This window comes from Pseudomonas sp. Tav-5-1A, assembly GCF_055755055.1.
Genome location: NZ_CM146901.1, coordinates 5,456,406 through 5,472,437, shown reverse-complemented (window position 1 = coordinate 5,472,437; position 16,032 = coordinate 5,456,406). Strand labels below are relative to the sequence as shown.

Sequence of the window (16,032 nt, the reverse complement as noted above, 5' to 3'; positions counted from 1 at the left end):
GGCGTCTTGCGCGGCAGGCCCATGGCGGACCTGTCGTGGCTCGATCCTAGGGGCTCAACCTTTCGCCAACCTTTCAGCCGAAAATTGCCCTTCGCAGCCCTTCACAGCCGTGGATCGGGGCGTACACTGCCGCGTCGATACCTACAACAAGAGATACCTGACCATGCGCGTCCTACTTGCCGAAGACCACTTGCCGCTGGCTGAAAGCGTGGCCCAGGCGCTCAAGCATACCGGCCTCACGGTGGATGTGCTGCACGACGGCGTGGCCGCCGACCTGGCGCTGGGCAGCGAGGAGTACGCCCTGGCCGTGCTCGACGTCGGCCTGCCGCGCATGGACGGTTTCGAGGTGCTGGCGCGCCTGCGCGGGCGTGGCAAGCACCTGCCGGTGCTGATGCTGACCGCGCGCAGCGACGTCAAGGACCGCGTCCACGGCCTGAACCTGGGCGCCGACGACTACCTGGCCAAGCCCTTTGAGCTCAGCGAGCTGGAGGCGCGGGTCAAGGCGCTGTTGCGCCGCAGCGTGCTGGGTGGCGAGCGCCAGCAACGCTGCGGCGCGCTGGTGTACGACCTGGAGACCCGGCGCTTCACCCTCGGCGATGAGCTGCTGACCCTGACCTCCCGCGAGCAGGCCGTGCTCGAAGCGCTGATCGCCCGGCCGGGGCGAGTGATGAGCAAGGAGCAGTTGGCCGCCCAGGTGTTCGGCCTGGACGAGGAGGCCAGCGCCGACGCCATCGAGATCTACGTGCACCGCCTGCGCAAGAAACTCGATGGCCAGGCCGTGGCCATCGTCACCTTCCGCGGCCTGGGCTACCTGCTCGAAGGTCGCGATGCGTAAGCTCGACAGCCTGCGCGGGCGCCTGCTGTGGAACCTGGCGTTGCTGCTGGTGGTGCTGATGCTGGCCAGCGGCCTGAGCGCCTACTGGAACGGCCGCGAGGCCGCCGACACCGCCTACGACCGCACCCTGCTGGCGTCGGCGCGGACCATCGCTGCCGGCCTGTCCCAGCGCGACGGCAGCCTGAGCGCCGACGTGCCCTACGTGGCGCTGGACACCTTCGCCTACGACAGCGCCGGGCGCATCTACTACCAGGTCAACGACATTCACCAGCAGCTGATCTCGGGCTACGAAAACCTGCCGCCACCGCCGCCGGGCACGCCGCGCACCGACGACTACCCGGCGCTGGCGCGTTTCTACAACGGCCGCTACCTGGGCCAGGACGTGCGCGTGGTCAGCCTGCTCAAGGCGGTCAGCGAGCCGGAAATGAACGGTATGGCCGAGATTCGCGTGGCCGAGACCGAGGAGGCGCGCATCCGCATGGCCCGCGGGCTGATGGCCGACACGCTGCTGCGCCTGGGCATGCTGGGGCTGGGCGCGCTGATGCTGGTGTGGTACGCGGTCAGCGCCGCGCTACGCCCGCTGGAACGCTTGCGCGCCGAGGTTGAAGCACGCCAGCCTGATGACCTGCGGCCGCTGCCAGAGGTCAGCGTGCAGCGCGAACTGGTGCCGCTGGTGGCCTCGCTCAACCACTTCACCGAACGCCTGCGCGGGCAGTTCGAGCGCCAGGCGCAGTTTATCGCCGACGCCGCCCACGAGCTGCGCACGCCGCTGGCAGCGCTGAAGGCGCGCATTGCCCTGGGCCAGCGGGCCGAGCAGGGCGAGGTGTGGCGCCAGACCCTGGACGCCGCCGGCCAGGACGCCGACCGCCTGACCCACCTGGCCAACCAGCTGCTGTCCATGGCGCGGGTGGAGAACGGTGCCCGCGCCATCGCCGAGGGCGGCGCCCAGCGCCTGGACCTGAGCCAGGTGGCCCGCGAACTGGGCATGGCCATGGCGCCCCTGGCCCATGCCCGTGGCGTGGCCCTGGCGCTGGAGGCCGAGCAGCCGGTGTGGCTGCGCGGCGAGCCGACGCTGCTCAACGAGCTGCTCAGCAACCTGCTGGATAATGCCCTGGCGCACACGCCGGTGGGCGGCAACGTGATCTTGCGGGTCAGCGCCCCGGCCGTGCTGGAAGTCGAAGACGACGGGCCGGGTATTCCCGAGGGCGAGCGGGGGAAGGTGTTCGAGCGTTTCTACCGGCGCAGCGCCAAGGGCTCGGGGTTGGGCCTGGCGATCGTCGGCGAGATCTGCAAGGCCCACCGGGCGCAGATCAGCCTGCACGATGGCGCGCAGACCGGCTTGAAGGTGCGGGTGAGTTTTGTCGCCGATTAGCGGAACATCGCCATCGCTGCGTCCAGCTCGAGCCTGTCCAGCGGCACTTCGTCGCCCACGCCCAGGTGCTGGTAGGCCGCCAGGTCAGGCAGGCGATGGACGTCATGCTGGCGCAGCAGCCGGGCGATCTGGATCAGCCCCGTGTAGTCCAGCTGAACGCTGGGGCGGTTGAGGTCGAGGTATTCGCCCGGCACCTGCACCAGCGCCTGGGAAAATTCCCACTCGGCGAGGATCTTGCTGCCCAGCACCGGCTGGATGCGCTCTATGACGTGGTTCAGGCACACCGGGTCGGCCAGCAGCTCATTGTGTTCTTCGGCGTAGGTGAGAATCGGCAGCACGCCGATCTGGTGCACCAGCCCGGCCAGCGCCGCCTGGTCCGGCTTGAGCCGGGTGTAGCGGCGGCACAGCTCGTAGCTGATGCCGGCCACTTCCAGGCTGGCCTTCCACACCTCATGCAGCTTGGCCTGCACCACGGGTGCGCGGGCGTTGAAGATCTGCTCGATCACCAGGCCAATGGCCAGGTTGCTGCTGTAGTTGATGCCCAGGCGGTTGATGGCGCCGGTCAGGTCGGTGACTTCCTGGGTGGCGCGCAGCATCGGGCTGTTGACCACCTTGATCAGCCGCGCCGCCAGCGCCGGGTCGCGGCCGATGACCTTGCCCAGGGCGGGAATGCTGATATCGACGTCCTCGGCGGCCTCGCGAATCTGCAAGGCCACTTCGGGCAGGGTCGGCAGCACCAGGTCATCGTTGGCGATGGCCGTCAGCAAATGCTCTTGGACTGTCTCGGCCAGCTCGCTCATGGGGACTTCCTGGACGCGGTCGCGGGGGCGGGGCAATGTAGCCTAGCGTTGGATCTCGCGGTCGCGATCCAGTTCATACGGCAGGTCCAGCAGGCTCAGGCGCGGGCCTTCCGGGCTGCCCAGGTGCAGGTTGCCGTCTTCCACGGCGTCGGCCTGCAGCACGGCCAGCAGCTCCACGCCTTGCTCGGCAGCGGCCGCCAGGGCCACTTCGCCCACGGCGCTGGCGTGGTTGGGCGAGAACAATGCGGTGCCTGGCGCCGGCGGCTGGCCGTCAGCCAGCGACAGGCGGTACAGGCGGCGCTTGAGCTTGCCCAGGTACTGCATGCGCGCCACGATTTCCTGGCCGGTGTAGCAGCCTTTCTTGAAGCTGACGCCACCCACGGCCTGCAGGTTGAGCATCTGCGGAATGAACGTCTCGCGGGTTTCCGGCATCACCTGGGCGATACCGGCGCGCACCTGGCCCAGCAGCCAGGCGTTCAGCTCGCCCTGGGGCAAGTGCTGCGCAAGCTGCTGGCGCACGGCCTCGGCCTGCTCGGCTGGCACCCACAGCTCGGCACGCTGGGGCGACACGCGCACGGCGATCAACGCTTCGTTGCGGGTGGCGACGTTGCTCTCTTCGCCCAGTTCCAGGCCCAGGGCCGCCAGCGCCGGCTGGCCGTCGACCAGGCCGAAGCGCACCCAGGCGTCACTTTCGTCGGTGAGCTTGGACTTGGAGAACACCGCGTACTTCTTCAGGTCCGCCAGTTGCGGCTCCACCAGCTCGCGGGCCATGGCCAGCAGCACGCCATCGCCTTGCAGCAGGATGCGGAAGCTGGACTGCATGCGGCCCTTCTGGGTACAACGCGCGCCCAGGCTGGCGTACTGCTCGGTGAGGTAGTTGATGTTGCAGGTCAATTGACCCTGCAGGAACTTGCCGGCATCGGAGCCGCGTACGGCGAGGACGCCTTCGTGGGACAGCGCGCAGAAAAAAGCAGAATTGGCCATGGGGCATCGCAAGGGCTAAAAGACTGGGCTCCATCATAGAGCGCTGCCGGGAAAATAGGTAGGTGACTATGGTTGAACAGCGTGTTGGTGCCGGACGCCGCCTGCGGCAGCTGCTACGGGTTGGAGGTGTGCCGCAGGCCGGCGCCGAACCGGATCGGTGGCACCCCGCATCCGGATTGGCGGCACCCCACACACCTGTAGCAGCGGCCGCAGGCCGCGTCCCGCGCACCCCACACATATATAGACATGCGTCCAAGTGCCGCGCGGCGCAGGTCGCTGTATACTGCGCGCCTATTTGAGGAGCGCTCCATGGTCGAAGATATTGAACTCAACCGGCTCTACTGGCATAGCCGCCGCGGCATGCTGGAGCTTGACGTGTTGCTGGTGCCTTTCGTCAAGGAGGTGTACCCCAGCCTCAATGACGTGGACCGCGAATGCTACCGCCGCCTGCTGGAATGCGAAGACCAGGACATGTTCGGCTGGTTCATGGAACGCACCGAATCCGAGGACCCGGAGCTGCAGCGCATGGTTCGCATGATCCTGGACCGTGTCCAGCCCAAGTAAGCTGTTCCATTGCCGCTGGCACGCCTCGCGGCGATTGCTGGCGACCTACTTGGCGGCATTGGGGCTGGCACTGTTCAGCCTGGTGCTGCTCGATGCGCCGTTCGCCTGGCGTGGCCTGGGCATGTTGATATGCTTGGCCCACGCCGCCTGGCACCTGCCCCGCAGCCTTCTGCTCAGCCACCCCCACGCCTGGCGCGCCCTGCGCCGTGATGCCGGCGGCTGGGCGCTGTGGAACCCTGCCAAGGGCTGGCAGGCGGTGCAACTGCTGCCCGACAGCATGGCGCTGCCGGGCCTGGTGCTGCTGCGCTTCCGCCTGCCGGGGCAGTGGTGGCCGCGCAGCCTGTGCCTGCCCGCCGACACCCTGGGCGCCGACGAGCATCGGCGCCTGCGGGTGCGGCTCAAGTTCAGTCGTCGAAGGTGGGCGGCACCAGGATAGTGTCCAGCGCCTCGGGCAGCATTTCCGGGTAATCCAGCGTGTAGTGCAGCCCGCGGCTTTCCTTGCGCTGCATGGCCGAGCGGATCATCAACTCGGCCACCTGGGCCAGGTTGCGCAGCTCGATCAGGTCGCGGCTGACTTTATAGTTGCTGTAGAACTCGTCGATCTCGTCCAGCAGCAACCGCACCCGGTGCTCGGCACGTTGCAGGCGCTTGGTGGTGCGCACGATACCCACGTAGTCCCACATGAAGCGCCGCAGCTCGTCCCAGTTGTGGGCGATGATCACGTCTTCGTCCGAATCGGTCACCTGGCTGGCGTCCCACTGCGGCAGGCGCTCGGGCAGCGCGGTATGCGGCAGCTGCTCGACGATGTGCGCGGCGGCGGAGCGGCCGTACACGAAGCATTCGAGCAGCGAGTTGCTGGCCATGCGGTTGGCGCCGTGCAGGCCGGTGAAGGTGGTTTCGCCGATGGCGTACAGGCCGGGCACGTCGGTGCAGCCGTGCTGGTCGATCATCACGCCGCCGCAGGTGTAGTGCGCGGCCGGCACCACCGGGATGGGCTGGCGGGTGATGTCGATGCCGAAGGCCAGGCAACGCTCGTACACAGTGGGGAAGTGGCTGGTGACGAACTCGGCCGGCTTGTGGCTGATGTCGAGGAACACGCAGTCCACGCCCAGGCGCTTCATTTCATGGTCGATGGCGCGGGCGACGATGTCCCGGGGCGCCAGCTCGGCGCGCGGGTCGAAGCGTGGCATGAAGCGTTCGCCGTTGGGCAGTTTCAGCACCGCGCCTTCGCCGCGCAGGGCCTCGGTCACCAGGAAGCTCTTGGCCTGGGGGTGGTACAGGCAGGTGGGGTGGAACTGGTTGAATTCCAGGTTGGCCACCCGGCAGCCGGCGCGCCAGGCCATGGCAATGCCGTCGCCGCAGGCGCCGTCGGGGTTGCTGGTATAGAGGTAGACCTTGGCCGCGCCGCCGGTGGCGAGGATGGTGAAGCGCGCGCCGAAGGTGTCGACCTCGCCGGTGTTGCGGTCCAGCACGTAGGCGCCCAGGCAGCGGTCGCCGGCCAGGCCCAGGCGCCGCTCGGTGATCAGGTCGACCGCCACGCGCTGTTCCAGCAGCTCGATGTTGGGCCGCAGGCGGGCCTGGGCCAGCAACGTCCGGAAGATCGCCGCGCCGGTGGCGTCGGCAGCGTGGATGATGCGCCGGTGGCTGTGGCCGCCCTCGCGGGTCAGGTGGAACTCGAAGCTGTTCTCGTCGTGGGCCGGGTCGTCGTCACGGGTGAACGGCACGCCCTGGTCGATCAGCCACTGGATGGCCTCGCGGCTGTGCTCCACGGTGAAGCGCACCGCGTCTTCATGGCACAGGCCGCCGCCGGCGTTGAGGGTGTCCTCGACGTGGGACTGCACGGTGTCGGTGTCGTCGAGCACCGCGGCCACGCCGCCCTGGGCCCAGAAGGTGGAGCCGTTGGACAGGTCGCCCTTGCTCAGTACCGCAATGCGCAAATGCCCGGGCAAGGTCAGGGCCAGGCTAAGCCCGGCGGCACCGCTGCCAATCACTAGAACGTCGTGTTGATACTGCTGGCTCATGTCTTTATTCCGCGGGGGCGACTATTGTTTTCGGCGCAGTCTCCTCCAAGCGGCCCTGCGCGCGCAATCCTCACTTCGTAGCGGTTGGTACAGGACGCCGCCTTTGGCAGCTGCTACTGGCGCATGAGCATCGCGGATCGGTCATGGGCTACTAGTATATAGAGGGGGGTATCGGCACAATAGCCAAGCCTTCATGGCGTTGTGGAACTATACCGTTGGTCGGGCTATCTGATACACGAACCGACGGATGGGGCGCTTGCGCCTGATCGACCGTGCTTGAGCCTTGTTTCATGGCTGAAACACCGGCGGTCAACGCACAATCGCGCAATGTCCGCGGGCGATCCCTGCAAATACCGGGAACTTTATTCAACACCCCGGTATCCATAGACGGTCGCCCATGAGAAGGGAAACGGCGTCGGCTTTATGTGGGGCTGAAGTCGCTGGCCACTGCAAGCGGATTCGACGACAAGATTATTGACGCAGCCGGCCATGACCGCGCTGCGGTTTTCGTGCAGGTCAAATCATGGCGTGCAGGAAACTTGCTTGGAGGGGAGAACTTTTGCGAAAAGCCCGAGTCTATGATTGCAAGCCTGAACGATGGCTTAAGCAATGCTCCTCCCGGCTCAACGAGGAGTGTTCATGCTAACCCAGGAAGAGGATCAGCAACTGGTCGAGCGTGTTCAACGCGGCGACCGGCGAGCTTTCGATCTGTTGGTGCTGAAATACCAGCACAAGATTCTCGGGTTGATCGTGCGATTCGTGCACGACACCCATGAAGCCCAGGACGTGGCGCAAGAGGCCTTTATCAAGGCGTATCGGGCGCTTGGCAATTTCCGCGGTGACAGTGCCTTTTATACATGGCTGTACCGCATCGCCATCAACACGGCGAAAAACTACCTGGTGTCCCGCGGTCGTCGGCCGCCAGATAGCGATGTAAGTTCCGAGGATGCCGAGTTCTACGACGGCGATCATGGCCTCAAGGATCTGGAGTCTCCGGAGCGCTCCCTGTTACGAGATGAGATCGAGGGCACCGTCCACCGGACCATCCAGCAACTGCCAGAAGATTTGCGTACGGCGTTAACTTTACGTGAATTCGACGGTCTGAGTTACGAGGACATTGCCAGCGTCATGCAATGCCCGGTGGGTACCGTGCGATCTCGGATTTTCCGCGCTCGGGAGGCCATAGATAAAGCCCTGCAGCCTTTGTTGCAGGAAACCTGAGACAGCGGCGACAGCCAAGAGAGGAACCGCCATGAGTCGTGAAGCTTTGCAGGAATCGCTGTCCGCGGTGATGGATAACGAAGCGGACGAACTGGAACTGCGCAGGGTCATCAACGCCCTGGAAGATCCAGAAACACGTGCAACCTGGAATCGCTACCAGATTGCCCGTGCGGTAATGCACAAGGACTTGCTCGACCCACGCCTGGACCTGGCCACCGCCGTATCGGCAGCCATTGCCGAGGAAATCGCACCGGTCAAGGCCACTCGTGGTCCATGGCGCAGCCTGGGCCGCCTGGCCGTGGCAGCCTCGGTCACCGTGGCGGTGTTGGCAGGCGTGCGCCTGTACAACCAGGACGAAATCGCCGGCAACCAGCTGGCCCAGCAGCAACCGGCTACCCAGCAGGCACCTTCCGTGCCGCAGGTGCAGGGCCCGGCCGTGCTGGCAGGCTACACTGAGAGCAACGACCAGAGCACTGGCCCCATGGCCAACGGTGTTCTGCAAGGTCAGGCTGGCATGCATGACCAGCGCTTGCCAGGCTACCTGCGCCAACACGCCCAGGAAGCTGCGTTGAAAGGGACCGAAAGCGCGTTGCCATACGCACGTGCCGCGAGCCTTGAAAACCGCTAAGGAGGACCATGCGCGCCATACCGCTACTACCGCTATTGCTCGGTTCCTGTCTGAGCGTCCCGGCCTTCGCGGCCAGCGACGCTTCGCAGTGGCTTAACCGCCTGGCCCAGGCCGAGCAGCAGCAGAGCTTCCAGGGTACCTTCGTCTACGAACGCAACGGCAGTTTCACCACCCACGACATCTGGCATCGCGCCCAGAACGGCAAGGTCAGCGAGCGGCTGTTGCAGCTCGATGGCTCGGCCCAGGAAGTCGTGCGCGTGGATGGCCGTACCCAGTGCGTGAGTGGCGCCCTGGTTCCCGGTGTGAGCGAGACGCCTGATTCCTCTGGCCGCGTGCTCGACCCCCTCAAGCTGATGTCCTGGTACGACCTTGCGGTCGCGGGGCAATCACGCGTGGCCGGGCGCGATGCCACCATCGTTACGCTGACCCCCAAGGATCAGCACCGCTACGGTTTCGAATTGCACCTGGACAGCAAGACTGGCCTGCCGCTCAAGTCGTTGTTGCTCGACGACAAGGGGCGCCTGCTGGAACGCTTCCAGTTCACCCGCCTGGACACCGACGTGCCCACGGATGCGGAGCTGGCTGCCAGCGACAACTGCAAGCCCCTGGGGCCGGCCGTTGTCGCCCAGGCCTCGGCGCCCGCCGCCGGCCATTGGCGTTCGGACTGGCTGCCGCCGGGCTTCGAGTTGGCCGGCAGTTCCTCGCGCAAGGACCCCGACACCAAGACCACCGTCAGCAGCCTGATGTATGACGATGGCCTGGCGCGCTTCTCGGTGTTCCTTGAGCCGCTCAATGGCAGCGTCGGGGCTGACACCCGCACGCAGCTGGGGCCGACCTCGGCCGTGTCGCGGCGCCTCACCACCCCCAACGGGGAAGTGATGGTCACCGTGGTGGGTGAGATTCCCATCGGCACCGCCGAGCGCATCGCCTTGTCGATGCGTGCCCAAGACGCCCAGGCGAAGAATTGAGGCGCCTGTGCTGAGCAGGAGTGGGCGTGCAGGGAGCACGTCGCATGGCGCTTCACGGCATCCGTTACAAAGGATGACGAAATGAAACTTCTGTCAGTCAGGTTGCAAAACCCCCTGAATTTTTCTATAGGTCAGACCCTCAAGGGTCTGGCCTTGTCTGCTGTTTCAGGATCGCCACTGCCGACACCCCCGGACCCGGACATTGCCTTGCGGCAGTGCCCGGGTTTTGTGCGTCTGGCGAACCCACTTGCTAAACCTAGCTCGTTAAATACGGGAGCCGTATGTCGATACTACGCTTGAAGCATTACCTGACCGTGTGCGCCGCCGTGCTGATGCTCGGCCAGGTCGTCACCGCCCAGGCCGAGGCGCTGCCTGACTTCACCAACCTGGTGGAGCAGGCCTCGCCCGCGGTAGTCAACATCAGTACCACCCAGAAGCTGCCCGACCGCAGCGCCGGTGCCGGCGACATGCCGGACCTGGACGACCTGCCCCCGGCCTTCCGCGACTTCTTCCGCAACATGCCGCGTTCGCCGCGCAGCCCCAAGGGCGGTGATCGCCAGCGTGAGGCCCAGTCGCTGGGCTCGGGCTTCATCATCTCGCCCGACGGCTATGTGCTGACCAACAACCACGTGATCGCCGACGCCGATGAAATCATCGTGCGCCTGTCCGACCGCAGCGAACTGAAAGCCAAGCTGGTGGGCACCGACCCGCGCACCGACGTGGCCCTGCTGAAAATCGACGGCAAGAACCTGCCTACGGTCAAACTGGGTGATTCCGACAAGCTCAAGGTTGGTGAGTGGGTGCTGGCCATCGGCTCGCCGTTCGGCTTCGATCACTCGGTCACCAAGGGCATCGTCAGCGCCAAGGGCCGTACCCTGCCCAACGACGCCTACGTGCCGTTCATCCAGACCGACGTGGCCATCAACCCGGGCAACTCCGGCGGCCCGCTGTTCAACATGAACGGCGAGGTGGTGGGTATCAACTCGCAGATCTTCACCCGTTCCGGTGGCTTCATGGGCCTGTCGTTCGCGATCCCGATCGACGTGGCCATGGATGTCTCCAACCAGCTGAAGAAAGACGGCAAGGTCAGCCGCGGCTGGCTGGGCGTGGTCATCCAGGAAGTGAACAAGGACCTGGCTGAATCCTTCGGCCTGGACAAGCCGGCCGGCGCCCTGGTGGCGCAGATGGTCGAGGACGGCCCGGCGGCCAAGTCCGGCCTGCAGGTGGGTGATGTGATCCTGAGCATGAACGGCCAGCCGATCGTCATGTCGGCCGACCTGCCGCACCTGGTGGGCGGCCTCAAGGCCGGCGCCAAGGCCAGCCTGGAAGTGGTTCGCGAGGGCAAGCGCAAGACCATCGACGTGACCGTCGGTGCCATGCCGGCCAATGACGACGACATCCTCGCCGGTGGCGCCGCCAAGTCGCAGGCCGAGAGCAACAGCAATCGCCTGGGCGTTTCTGTGGCCGACCTGACCGCCGATCAGAAAAAGTCCCTGGACCTGCAAAGCGGCGTGGTCATCAAGGACGTGCAGGACGGCCCTGCGGCGCTGATCGGCCTGCAGCCGGGTGACGTCATCACCCACCTGAACAACCAGGCCATCGGTTCGGCGAAGGAGTTCACCGACATCGCCAAAGGCCTGCCGAAGAACCGCTCGGTGTCCATGCGCGTGCTGCGCCAGGGCCGCGCAAGCTTCATCACCTTCAAGCTGAGCGAGTGATAAGCTGGCGTTGAAACAGGGGAGGGCGGCCGGTGGGCCGCCCTTTTTTGTGAGCGGATGTCGATGGGGGTGGGCTTCCCCAGGATGTTCATGATCAACCGTCTCCCACATCGCCCCGTAATTCAGGTACAATTCCCGGCTATTTTTCGTTGGGCGTCCGGCCCGCAGCCTTTTTGAGTGTTGATCCGTGAGTGATTTGAGTCATATCCGCAATTTCTCCATCATCGCCCACATTGACCATGGCAAGTCGACGCTGGCCGATCGGTTCATCCAGATGTGCGGCGGCCTGGCCGATCGCGAGATGGAAGCTCAGGTGCTGGACTCCATGGACCTGGAGCGTGAGCGTGGCATCACCATCAAGGCCCACAGCGTCACGCTGCATTACAAGGCGCAGGACGGCAAGACCTACCAGCTGAACTTCATCGACACCCCCGGCCACGTCGACTTCACCTATGAAGTCAGCCGTTCGCTGGCCGCCTGCGAGGGCGCGCTGCTGGTAGTCGATGCCGGTCAAGGCGTGGAGGCCCAGTCGGTCGCCAACTGCTACACCGCCATCGAGCAGGGCCTGGAAGTCATGCCCGTGCTGAACAAGATGGACCTGCCCCAGGCCGACCCCGATCGCGTCAAGGACGAGATCGAGAAGGTCATCGGCATCGACGCCACCGACGCCGTGGCCTGCAGCGCCAAGAGCGGCATGGGCGTGCTCGACGTGCTCGAGCGCCTGGTCCAGGACATTCCGGCCCCTACCGGCAACATCGAAGATCCGCTGCAAGCGTTGATCATCGACTCCTGGTTCGACAACTACCTGGGCGTCGTCTCCCTGGTACGCGTGCGCCACGGCCGCGTGAAGAAGGGCGACAAGATCCTGGTCAAGTCCACCGGCAAGGTGCACCTGGTCGACAGCGTGGGCGTGTTCACCCCCAAGCACACCGCCACCGCCGACCTGAAAGCGGGCGAAGTGGGCTTCATCATCGCCAGCATCAAGGACATCCACGGCGCGCCGGTGGGTGACACCCTGACCCTGAGCAGCACCCCGGACGTGCCGGTGCTGCCTGGTTTCAAGCGCATCCAGCCACAGGTCTACGCCGGCCTGTTCCCGGTCAGCTCCGAAGACTTCGAAGACTTCCGCGACGCGCTGTCCAAGCTGACCCTTAACGACTCGTCGTTGCAGTACCTGCCGGAAAGCTCCGACGCCCTGGGCTTCGGTTTCCGCTGTGGCTTCCTGGGCATGCTGCACATGGAAATCATCCAGGAGCGCCTGGAGCGCGAGTACGACCTGGACCTGATCACCACCGCGCCAAGCGTAATCTTCGAAGTGGTGCTGAAGACCGGCGAGACCATCTACGTCGACAACCCGTCGAAGCTGCCTGACGTGTCCTCGGTGGAAGATTTCCGCGAGCCGATCGTGGCCGCCACTATCCTTGTGCCTCAAGAGCACCTGGGCAACGTCATTACCCTGTGCATCGAGAAGCGTGGCGTGCAGCGCGACATGCAGTTCCTCGGCAGCCAGGTGCAGGTGCGCTACGACCTGCCGATGAACGAGGTGGTGCTGGACTTCTTCGACCGCCTGAAATCCACCAGCCGCGGCTATGCTTCCCTGGACTACCATTTCGATCGCTACCAGTCGGCCAACCTGGTCAAGCTGGACGTGCTGATCAACGGTGACAAGGTTGACGCCCTGGCCCTGATCGTTCACCGCGACAACGCCCACTACAAGGGCCGCGCGCTGACCGAGAAGATGAAAGAACTGATTCCTCGGCAGATGTTCGACGTTGCGATCCAGGCCGCCATCGGCGGGCAGATCGTGGCCCGGACCACTGTCAAGGCGCTCAGAAAGAACGTACTGGCCAAATGCTATGGCGGTGACGTCAGCCGTAAGCGCAAGCTTCTGGAGAAGCAGAAGGCCGGTAAGAAACGCATGAAACAGGTCGGTAACGTGGAAATTCCACAAGAAGCCTTCCTCGCCGTGCTCAGGTTGGATAGTTAGGTCCTATGTCTCTAAATTTCCCGCTGTTGTTGGTCATTGCTGTCGCCGTCTGCGGTTTGCTGGCCCTGTTCGATCTGGTCTTCCTGGCTTCGCGCCGCAAGACCGCGATCGCAACCTACCAGGGTAGTGTCAGCGAGCCGGACCCGGTGGTGCTCGAGCAGTTGAACAAGGAACCGGCGCTGGTCGAATACGGCAAGTCGTTCTTCCCGGTGCTGTTCATCGTGCTGGTGCTGCGCTCGTTCCTGGTCGAACCCTTCCAGATCCCGTCGGGGTCCATGAAGCCGACCCTGGAAGTGGGTGATTTCATCCTGGTCAACAAATTCTCCTACGGCATCCGCCTGCCGGTGATCGACCAGAAGATCATCCAGATCGGTGACCCGCAGCGTGGCGATGTCATGGTGTTCCGCTACCCAAGCGACCCGAACGTCAACTACATCAAGCGCGTCATTGGCCTGCCGGGCGACAAGATCCGCTACACCAATGACAAGCGCCTGTACGTCAACGACCAGCTGGTGGCCGAGCAACTGCTGGGCGAAGAGCCCAACAGCCTGGGCACCGCCGAGCTGTATCAGGAAAAACTCGGCGACGTCGAGCACCTGATCCGCAAGGAAATGGGCCGTTACCACATGCCGCCGGACAATCAATGGACCGTGCCTGCCGGGCACTACTTCATGATGGGCGACAACCGCGACAACTCCAACGACAGCCGTTACTGGGATGACCCGCGTATTCCCAAGGAACTGCTGGGCATGGTCCCGGACCGCAATATCGTCGGCAAGGCCTTCGCGGTCTGGATGAGCTGGCCGGAGCCGAAGATGAGCCACTTGCCGAACTTCTCGCGAGTTGGGCTGATCAAGTAACACCAGGCGGCGCTGTCCAGTGGACAGCGCCGAATGCTTTTCAGGCGGCAGCAGGGATGGAGAGCTTGAGCATGAACGCAGCCAGTTCGCAGAAAGGTATTTCGCTGCTGGGAGGGCTGGTACTGCTGGCCATACTGGGGTTTGTCGCCAGTACGGCCTTCAAGGTGCTGCCGCACTATTTCGACTACTGGACGATGAAGAAGATCATCGAATCGGCAGCGACCGACAAGGCGGAGAAAATCGACACGGTTGGTGATTTCTACAACCATGTGGACAAGGGCATGAGTGTCAATAACATCCGTGACCTGCAAGCCCGCAACATCATGAAAGTGACACTGGACGACGACGTGTTCGCCGCCCATTTGCAATACGAACAGCGTGAGCCACTGATCGGCAACGTCGATCTGGTGGTGAAATTTGACCACGAATTCAGCGTGCGTAAACCGTGAGTGTTTCCTTGAGCCGTCTCGAGCGTCAGCTCGGCTATACCTTTAAAGACCAGGACCTGATGGTGCTGGCCTTGACTCACCGCAGCTTCGCCGGGCGCAACAATGAACGCCTGGAGTTCCTCGGTGATGCCATCCTCAACTTCGTGGCCGGTGAATCGTTGTTCGAACGTTTCCCCCAGGCCCGCGAAGGCCAGCTGTCGCGCCTGCGCGCCCGGCTGGTGAAAGGCGAGACCCTGGCCGTACTGGCCCGTGGTTTCGACCTGGGCGAATACCTGCGCCTGGGCAGCGGTGAATTGAAGAGCGGCGGTTTCCGTCGCGAATCGATCCTGGCCGATGCCCTGGAAGCGCTGATTGGTGCCATCTACCTGGATTCGGGCATGGAAGTGGCCCGCGAGCGTGTGCTGTCCTGGCTGACCAGCGAGTTCGACAGCCTGACGCTGGTGGACACCAACAAGGACCCGAAAACCCGCCTGCAGGAATACCTGCAGTCGCGTGGTTGCGAACTACCGCGTTACGAAGTGGTGGATATCCAGGGCGAACCGCATTGCCGGACGTTTTTCGTCGAATGTGAAGTGACCCTTTTGAACGAAAAAAGCCGAGGTCAGGGTGTGAGCCGTCGTATTGCCGAACAGGTAGCGGCCGCTTCAGCCCTGATTGCCCTGGGCGTGGAGAATGGCAATGACTGATACAACCCCAACCCGCTGTGGCTATGTCGCAATCGTCGGCCGCCCGAACGTGGGCAAGTCCACGCTGCTCAACCACATCCTGGGCCAGAAGCTGGCGATCACCTCGCGCAAGCCGCAGACCACCCGCCACAACATGCTGGGCATCAAGACCGAAGGCGAGATCCAGGCCATCTACGTCGACACCCCCGGCATGCACAAGAGCAACGAAAAGGCGCTCAACCGCTACATGAACAAGACTGCCTCGGCGGCCTTGAAAGACGTGGACGTGGTGATCTTCGTGGTGGACCGCACCAAGTGGACCGACGAAGACCAACTGGTGCTGGAGCGCGTGCAGTACGTGCAGGGCCCGGTGATCCTGGCCATCAACAAGACCGACCGCATCGAGGACAAGGCCGAGCTGATGCCGCACCTGGCCTGGTTGCAGGAGCAGCTGCCCAGCGCCGAGATCGTCCCGGTGTCGGCCCAGCAGGGTCACAACCTCGACGCTCTGGAAGGCCTGATCGCCAAGCACCTGCCGGAAAATGACCACTTCTTCCCTGAAGACCAGATCACCGACCGCAGCAGCCGCTTCCTGGCCGCCGAACTGGTACGCGAGAAGATCATGCGCCAGCTGGGCGCCGAGCTGCCGTACCAGATCACCGTCGAGATCGAAGAGTTCAAGCAGCAGGGCAAGACCCTGCACATCCACGCCCTGATCCTGGTGGAGCGTGATGGTCAGAAGAAGATCATCATTGGCGACAAGGGCGAGCGCATCAAGCGTATCGGCATGGAAGCACGCAAGGACATGGAGCTGCTGTTCGACTCCAAGGTCATGCTCAACCTGTGGGTGAAAGTGAAGGGCGGCTGGTCCGACGACGAACGCGCCCTGCGCTCGCTGGGTTACGGCGACCTCTGATCTGCGCCACATTCCCCCTTGGGGGAATGGTTTTTTGTGGGAGC

The 16,032-nt window shown here is 64.2% G+C and carries 16 protein-coding genes; 13 read left to right on the top strand and 3 right to left on the bottom strand.

Going from position 1 to position 16,032, the window contains the following annotated elements; translation table 11 throughout:
• The first annotated feature begins 163 nt into the window (after positions 1-163).
• Positions 164-835, top strand: a complete 672-nt coding sequence (locus AC0J42_RS25180) for a response regulator (protein ID WP_416426632.1) — start codon at positions 164-166, stop codon at positions 833-835.
• The gene (locus AC0J42_RS25175; RefSeq protein WP_473004347.1) at positions 828-2,207 is read left to right on the top strand and encodes a sensor histidine kinase; all 1,380 of its coding nucleotides are present in this window, start codon (positions 828-830) and stop codon (positions 2,205-2,207) included. The genes AC0J42_RS25180 and AC0J42_RS25175 overlap by 8 nt, the downstream gene beginning before the upstream one ends.
• Here AC0J42_RS25175 and AC0J42_RS25170 read toward each other — a convergent pair.
• Positions 2,204-3,007, bottom strand: a complete 804-nt coding sequence (locus tag AC0J42_RS25170) for an HDOD domain-containing protein (RefSeq protein ID WP_416426628.1) — start codon at positions 3,005-3,007, stop codon at positions 2,204-2,206. The two genes, AC0J42_RS25175 and AC0J42_RS25170, sit on opposite strands and share 4 nt — an antisense overlap.
• Positions 3,008-3,049: 42 nt before the next feature.
• Complete coding sequence (gene ygfZ, locus AC0J42_RS25165) at positions 3,050-3,991, bottom strand: CAF17-like 4Fe-4S cluster assembly/insertion protein YgfZ (RefSeq protein ID WP_473004345.1); 942 nt, start codon at positions 3,989-3,991, stop codon at positions 3,050-3,052.
• A 309-nt stretch (positions 3,992-4,300) separates the two neighbouring features.
• Here ygfZ and AC0J42_RS25160 point away from each other — a divergent pair, with 309 nt between their 5' ends.
• Together AC0J42_RS25160 and AC0J42_RS25155 are read left to right on the top strand one after the other, a co-directional pair.
• Positions 4,301-4,555, top strand: coding sequence for an FAD assembly factor SdhE (locus AC0J42_RS25160; RefSeq protein WP_027976992.1), 255 nt, complete (start codon positions 4,301-4,303; stop codon positions 4,553-4,555).
• Positions 4,539-4,991, top strand: coding sequence for a protein YgfX (locus AC0J42_RS25155; RefSeq protein ID WP_473004344.1), 453 nt, complete (start codon positions 4,539-4,541; stop codon positions 4,989-4,991). Before AC0J42_RS25160 ends, AC0J42_RS25155 begins: the two co-directional genes overlap by 17 nt.
• On the opposite strand, the gene nadB is transcribed toward AC0J42_RS25155, so the two are convergent.
• Positions 4,960-6,576, bottom strand: coding sequence for an L-aspartate oxidase (gene nadB / locus AC0J42_RS25150; protein ID WP_416426622.1), 1,617 nt, complete (start codon positions 6,574-6,576; stop codon positions 4,960-4,962). The two genes, AC0J42_RS25155 and nadB, sit on opposite strands and share 32 nt — an antisense overlap.
• A gap of 639 nt (positions 6,577-7,215) precedes the next feature.
• On the opposite strand from nadB, the gene rpoE reads away from it, so the two are divergent.
• The 9 genes from rpoE to era all read left to right on the top strand — a co-directional run bounded on the left by rpoE (position 7,216) and on the right by era (position 15,988).
• A complete protein-coding gene (gene rpoE, locus AC0J42_RS25145) occupies positions 7,216-7,797 on the top strand; it encodes an RNA polymerase sigma factor RpoE/AlgU (RefSeq protein ID WP_003252049.1) in 582 nt (193 codons plus the stop codon).
• Positions 7,798-7,828: 31 nt separating this feature from the next.
• Positions 7,829-8,425 carry a sigma-E factor negative regulatory protein gene (locus tag AC0J42_RS25140; protein ID WP_416426620.1) on the top strand — a complete coding sequence of 199 codons (597 nt, stop codon included), beginning with the start codon at positions 7,829-7,831 and terminating at the stop codon, positions 8,423-8,425.
• 8 nt (positions 8,426-8,433) lie between these two features.
• Positions 8,434-9,393 (top strand): MucB/RseB C-terminal domain-containing protein, encoded by a 960-nt coding sequence (locus AC0J42_RS25135; protein ID WP_416426618.1) that lies wholly within the window; start codon positions 8,434-8,436, stop codon positions 9,391-9,393.
• A 332-nt stretch (positions 9,394-9,725) separates the two neighbouring features.
• Positions 9,726-11,111 (top strand): DegQ family serine endoprotease, encoded by a 1,386-nt coding sequence (locus tag AC0J42_RS25130; RefSeq protein WP_473006901.1) that lies wholly within the window; start codon positions 9,726-9,728, stop codon positions 11,109-11,111.
• Between the two features lie 187 nt (positions 11,112-11,298).
• Positions 11,299-13,098, top strand: a complete 1,800-nt coding sequence (gene lepA / locus AC0J42_RS25125) for a translation elongation factor 4 (RefSeq protein WP_416426616.1) — start codon at positions 11,299-11,301, stop codon at positions 13,096-13,098.
• Positions 13,099-13,103: 5 nt separating this feature from the next.
• Positions 13,104-13,958, top strand: coding sequence for a signal peptidase I (gene lepB, locus AC0J42_RS25120; protein ID WP_416426614.1), 855 nt, complete (start codon positions 13,104-13,106; stop codon positions 13,956-13,958).
• 71 nt (positions 13,959-14,029) lie between these two features.
• Positions 14,030-14,407: a DUF4845 domain-containing protein gene (locus AC0J42_RS25115; RefSeq protein ID WP_416426613.1), complete on the top strand. Its 378-nt coding sequence runs from the start codon at positions 14,030-14,032 to the stop codon at positions 14,405-14,407.
• Complete coding sequence (rnc, locus tag AC0J42_RS25110) at positions 14,404-15,093, top strand: ribonuclease III (RefSeq protein WP_416426612.1); 690 nt, start codon at positions 14,404-14,406, stop codon at positions 15,091-15,093. The genes AC0J42_RS25115 and rnc overlap by 4 nt, the downstream gene beginning before the upstream one ends.
• Positions 15,086-15,988 carry a GTPase Era gene (gene era, locus AC0J42_RS25105; protein ID WP_473004339.1) on the top strand — a complete coding sequence of 301 codons (903 nt, stop codon included), beginning with the start codon at positions 15,086-15,088 and terminating at the stop codon, positions 15,986-15,988. Before rnc ends, era begins: the two co-directional genes overlap by 8 nt.
• Positions 15,989-16,032: the final 44 nt, after the last annotated feature.

What these genes read in the sequence shown, in the direction of transcription:
- AC0J42_RS25135 (WP_416426618.1), top strand. Translation starts at nt 8,434, where the DNA reads ATGCGCGCCATACCGCTACTACCGCTATTGCTCGGTTCCTGTCTGAGC.
- AC0J42_RS25130 (WP_473006901.1), top strand. Translation starts at nt 9,726, where the DNA reads ATGCTCGGCCAGGTCGTCACCGCCCAGGCCGAGGCGCTGCCTGACTTC.
- AC0J42_RS25160 (WP_027976992.1), top strand. Translation starts at nt 4,301, where the DNA reads ATGGTCGAAGATATTGAACTCAACCGGCTCTACTGGCATAGCCGCCGC.
- era (WP_473004339.1), top strand. Translation starts at nt 15,086, where the DNA reads ATGACTGATACAACCCCAACCCGCTGTGGCTATGTCGCAATCGTCGGC.
- ygfZ (WP_473004345.1), bottom strand. Translation starts at nt 3,991, where the DNA reads ATGGCCAATTCTGCTTTTTTCTGCGCGCTGTCCCACGAAGGCGTCCTC.
- AC0J42_RS25180 (WP_416426632.1), top strand. Translation starts at nt 164, where the DNA reads ATGCGCGTCCTACTTGCCGAAGACCACTTGCCGCTGGCTGAAAGCGTG.
- nadB (WP_416426622.1), bottom strand. Translation starts at nt 6,576, where the DNA reads ATGAGCCAGCAGTATCAACACGACGTTCTAGTGATTGGCAGCGGTGCC.
- AC0J42_RS25140 (WP_416426620.1), top strand. Translation starts at nt 7,829, where the DNA reads ATGAGTCGTGAAGCTTTGCAGGAATCGCTGTCCGCGGTGATGGATAAC.
- AC0J42_RS25115 (WP_416426613.1), top strand. Translation starts at nt 14,030, where the DNA reads ATGAACGCAGCCAGTTCGCAGAAAGGTATTTCGCTGCTGGGAGGGCTG.
- AC0J42_RS25170 (WP_416426628.1), bottom strand. Translation starts at nt 3,007, where the DNA reads ATGAGCGAGCTGGCCGAGACAGTCCAAGAGCATTTGCTGACGGCCATC.
- lepB (WP_416426614.1), top strand. Translation starts at nt 13,104, where the DNA reads ATGTCTCTAAATTTCCCGCTGTTGTTGGTCATTGCTGTCGCCGTCTGC.
- AC0J42_RS25175 (WP_473004347.1), top strand. Translation starts at nt 828, where the DNA reads ATGCGTAAGCTCGACAGCCTGCGCGGGCGCCTGCTGTGGAACCTGGCG.
- rpoE (WP_003252049.1), top strand. Translation starts at nt 7,216, where the DNA reads ATGCTAACCCAGGAAGAGGATCAGCAACTGGTCGAGCGTGTTCAACGC.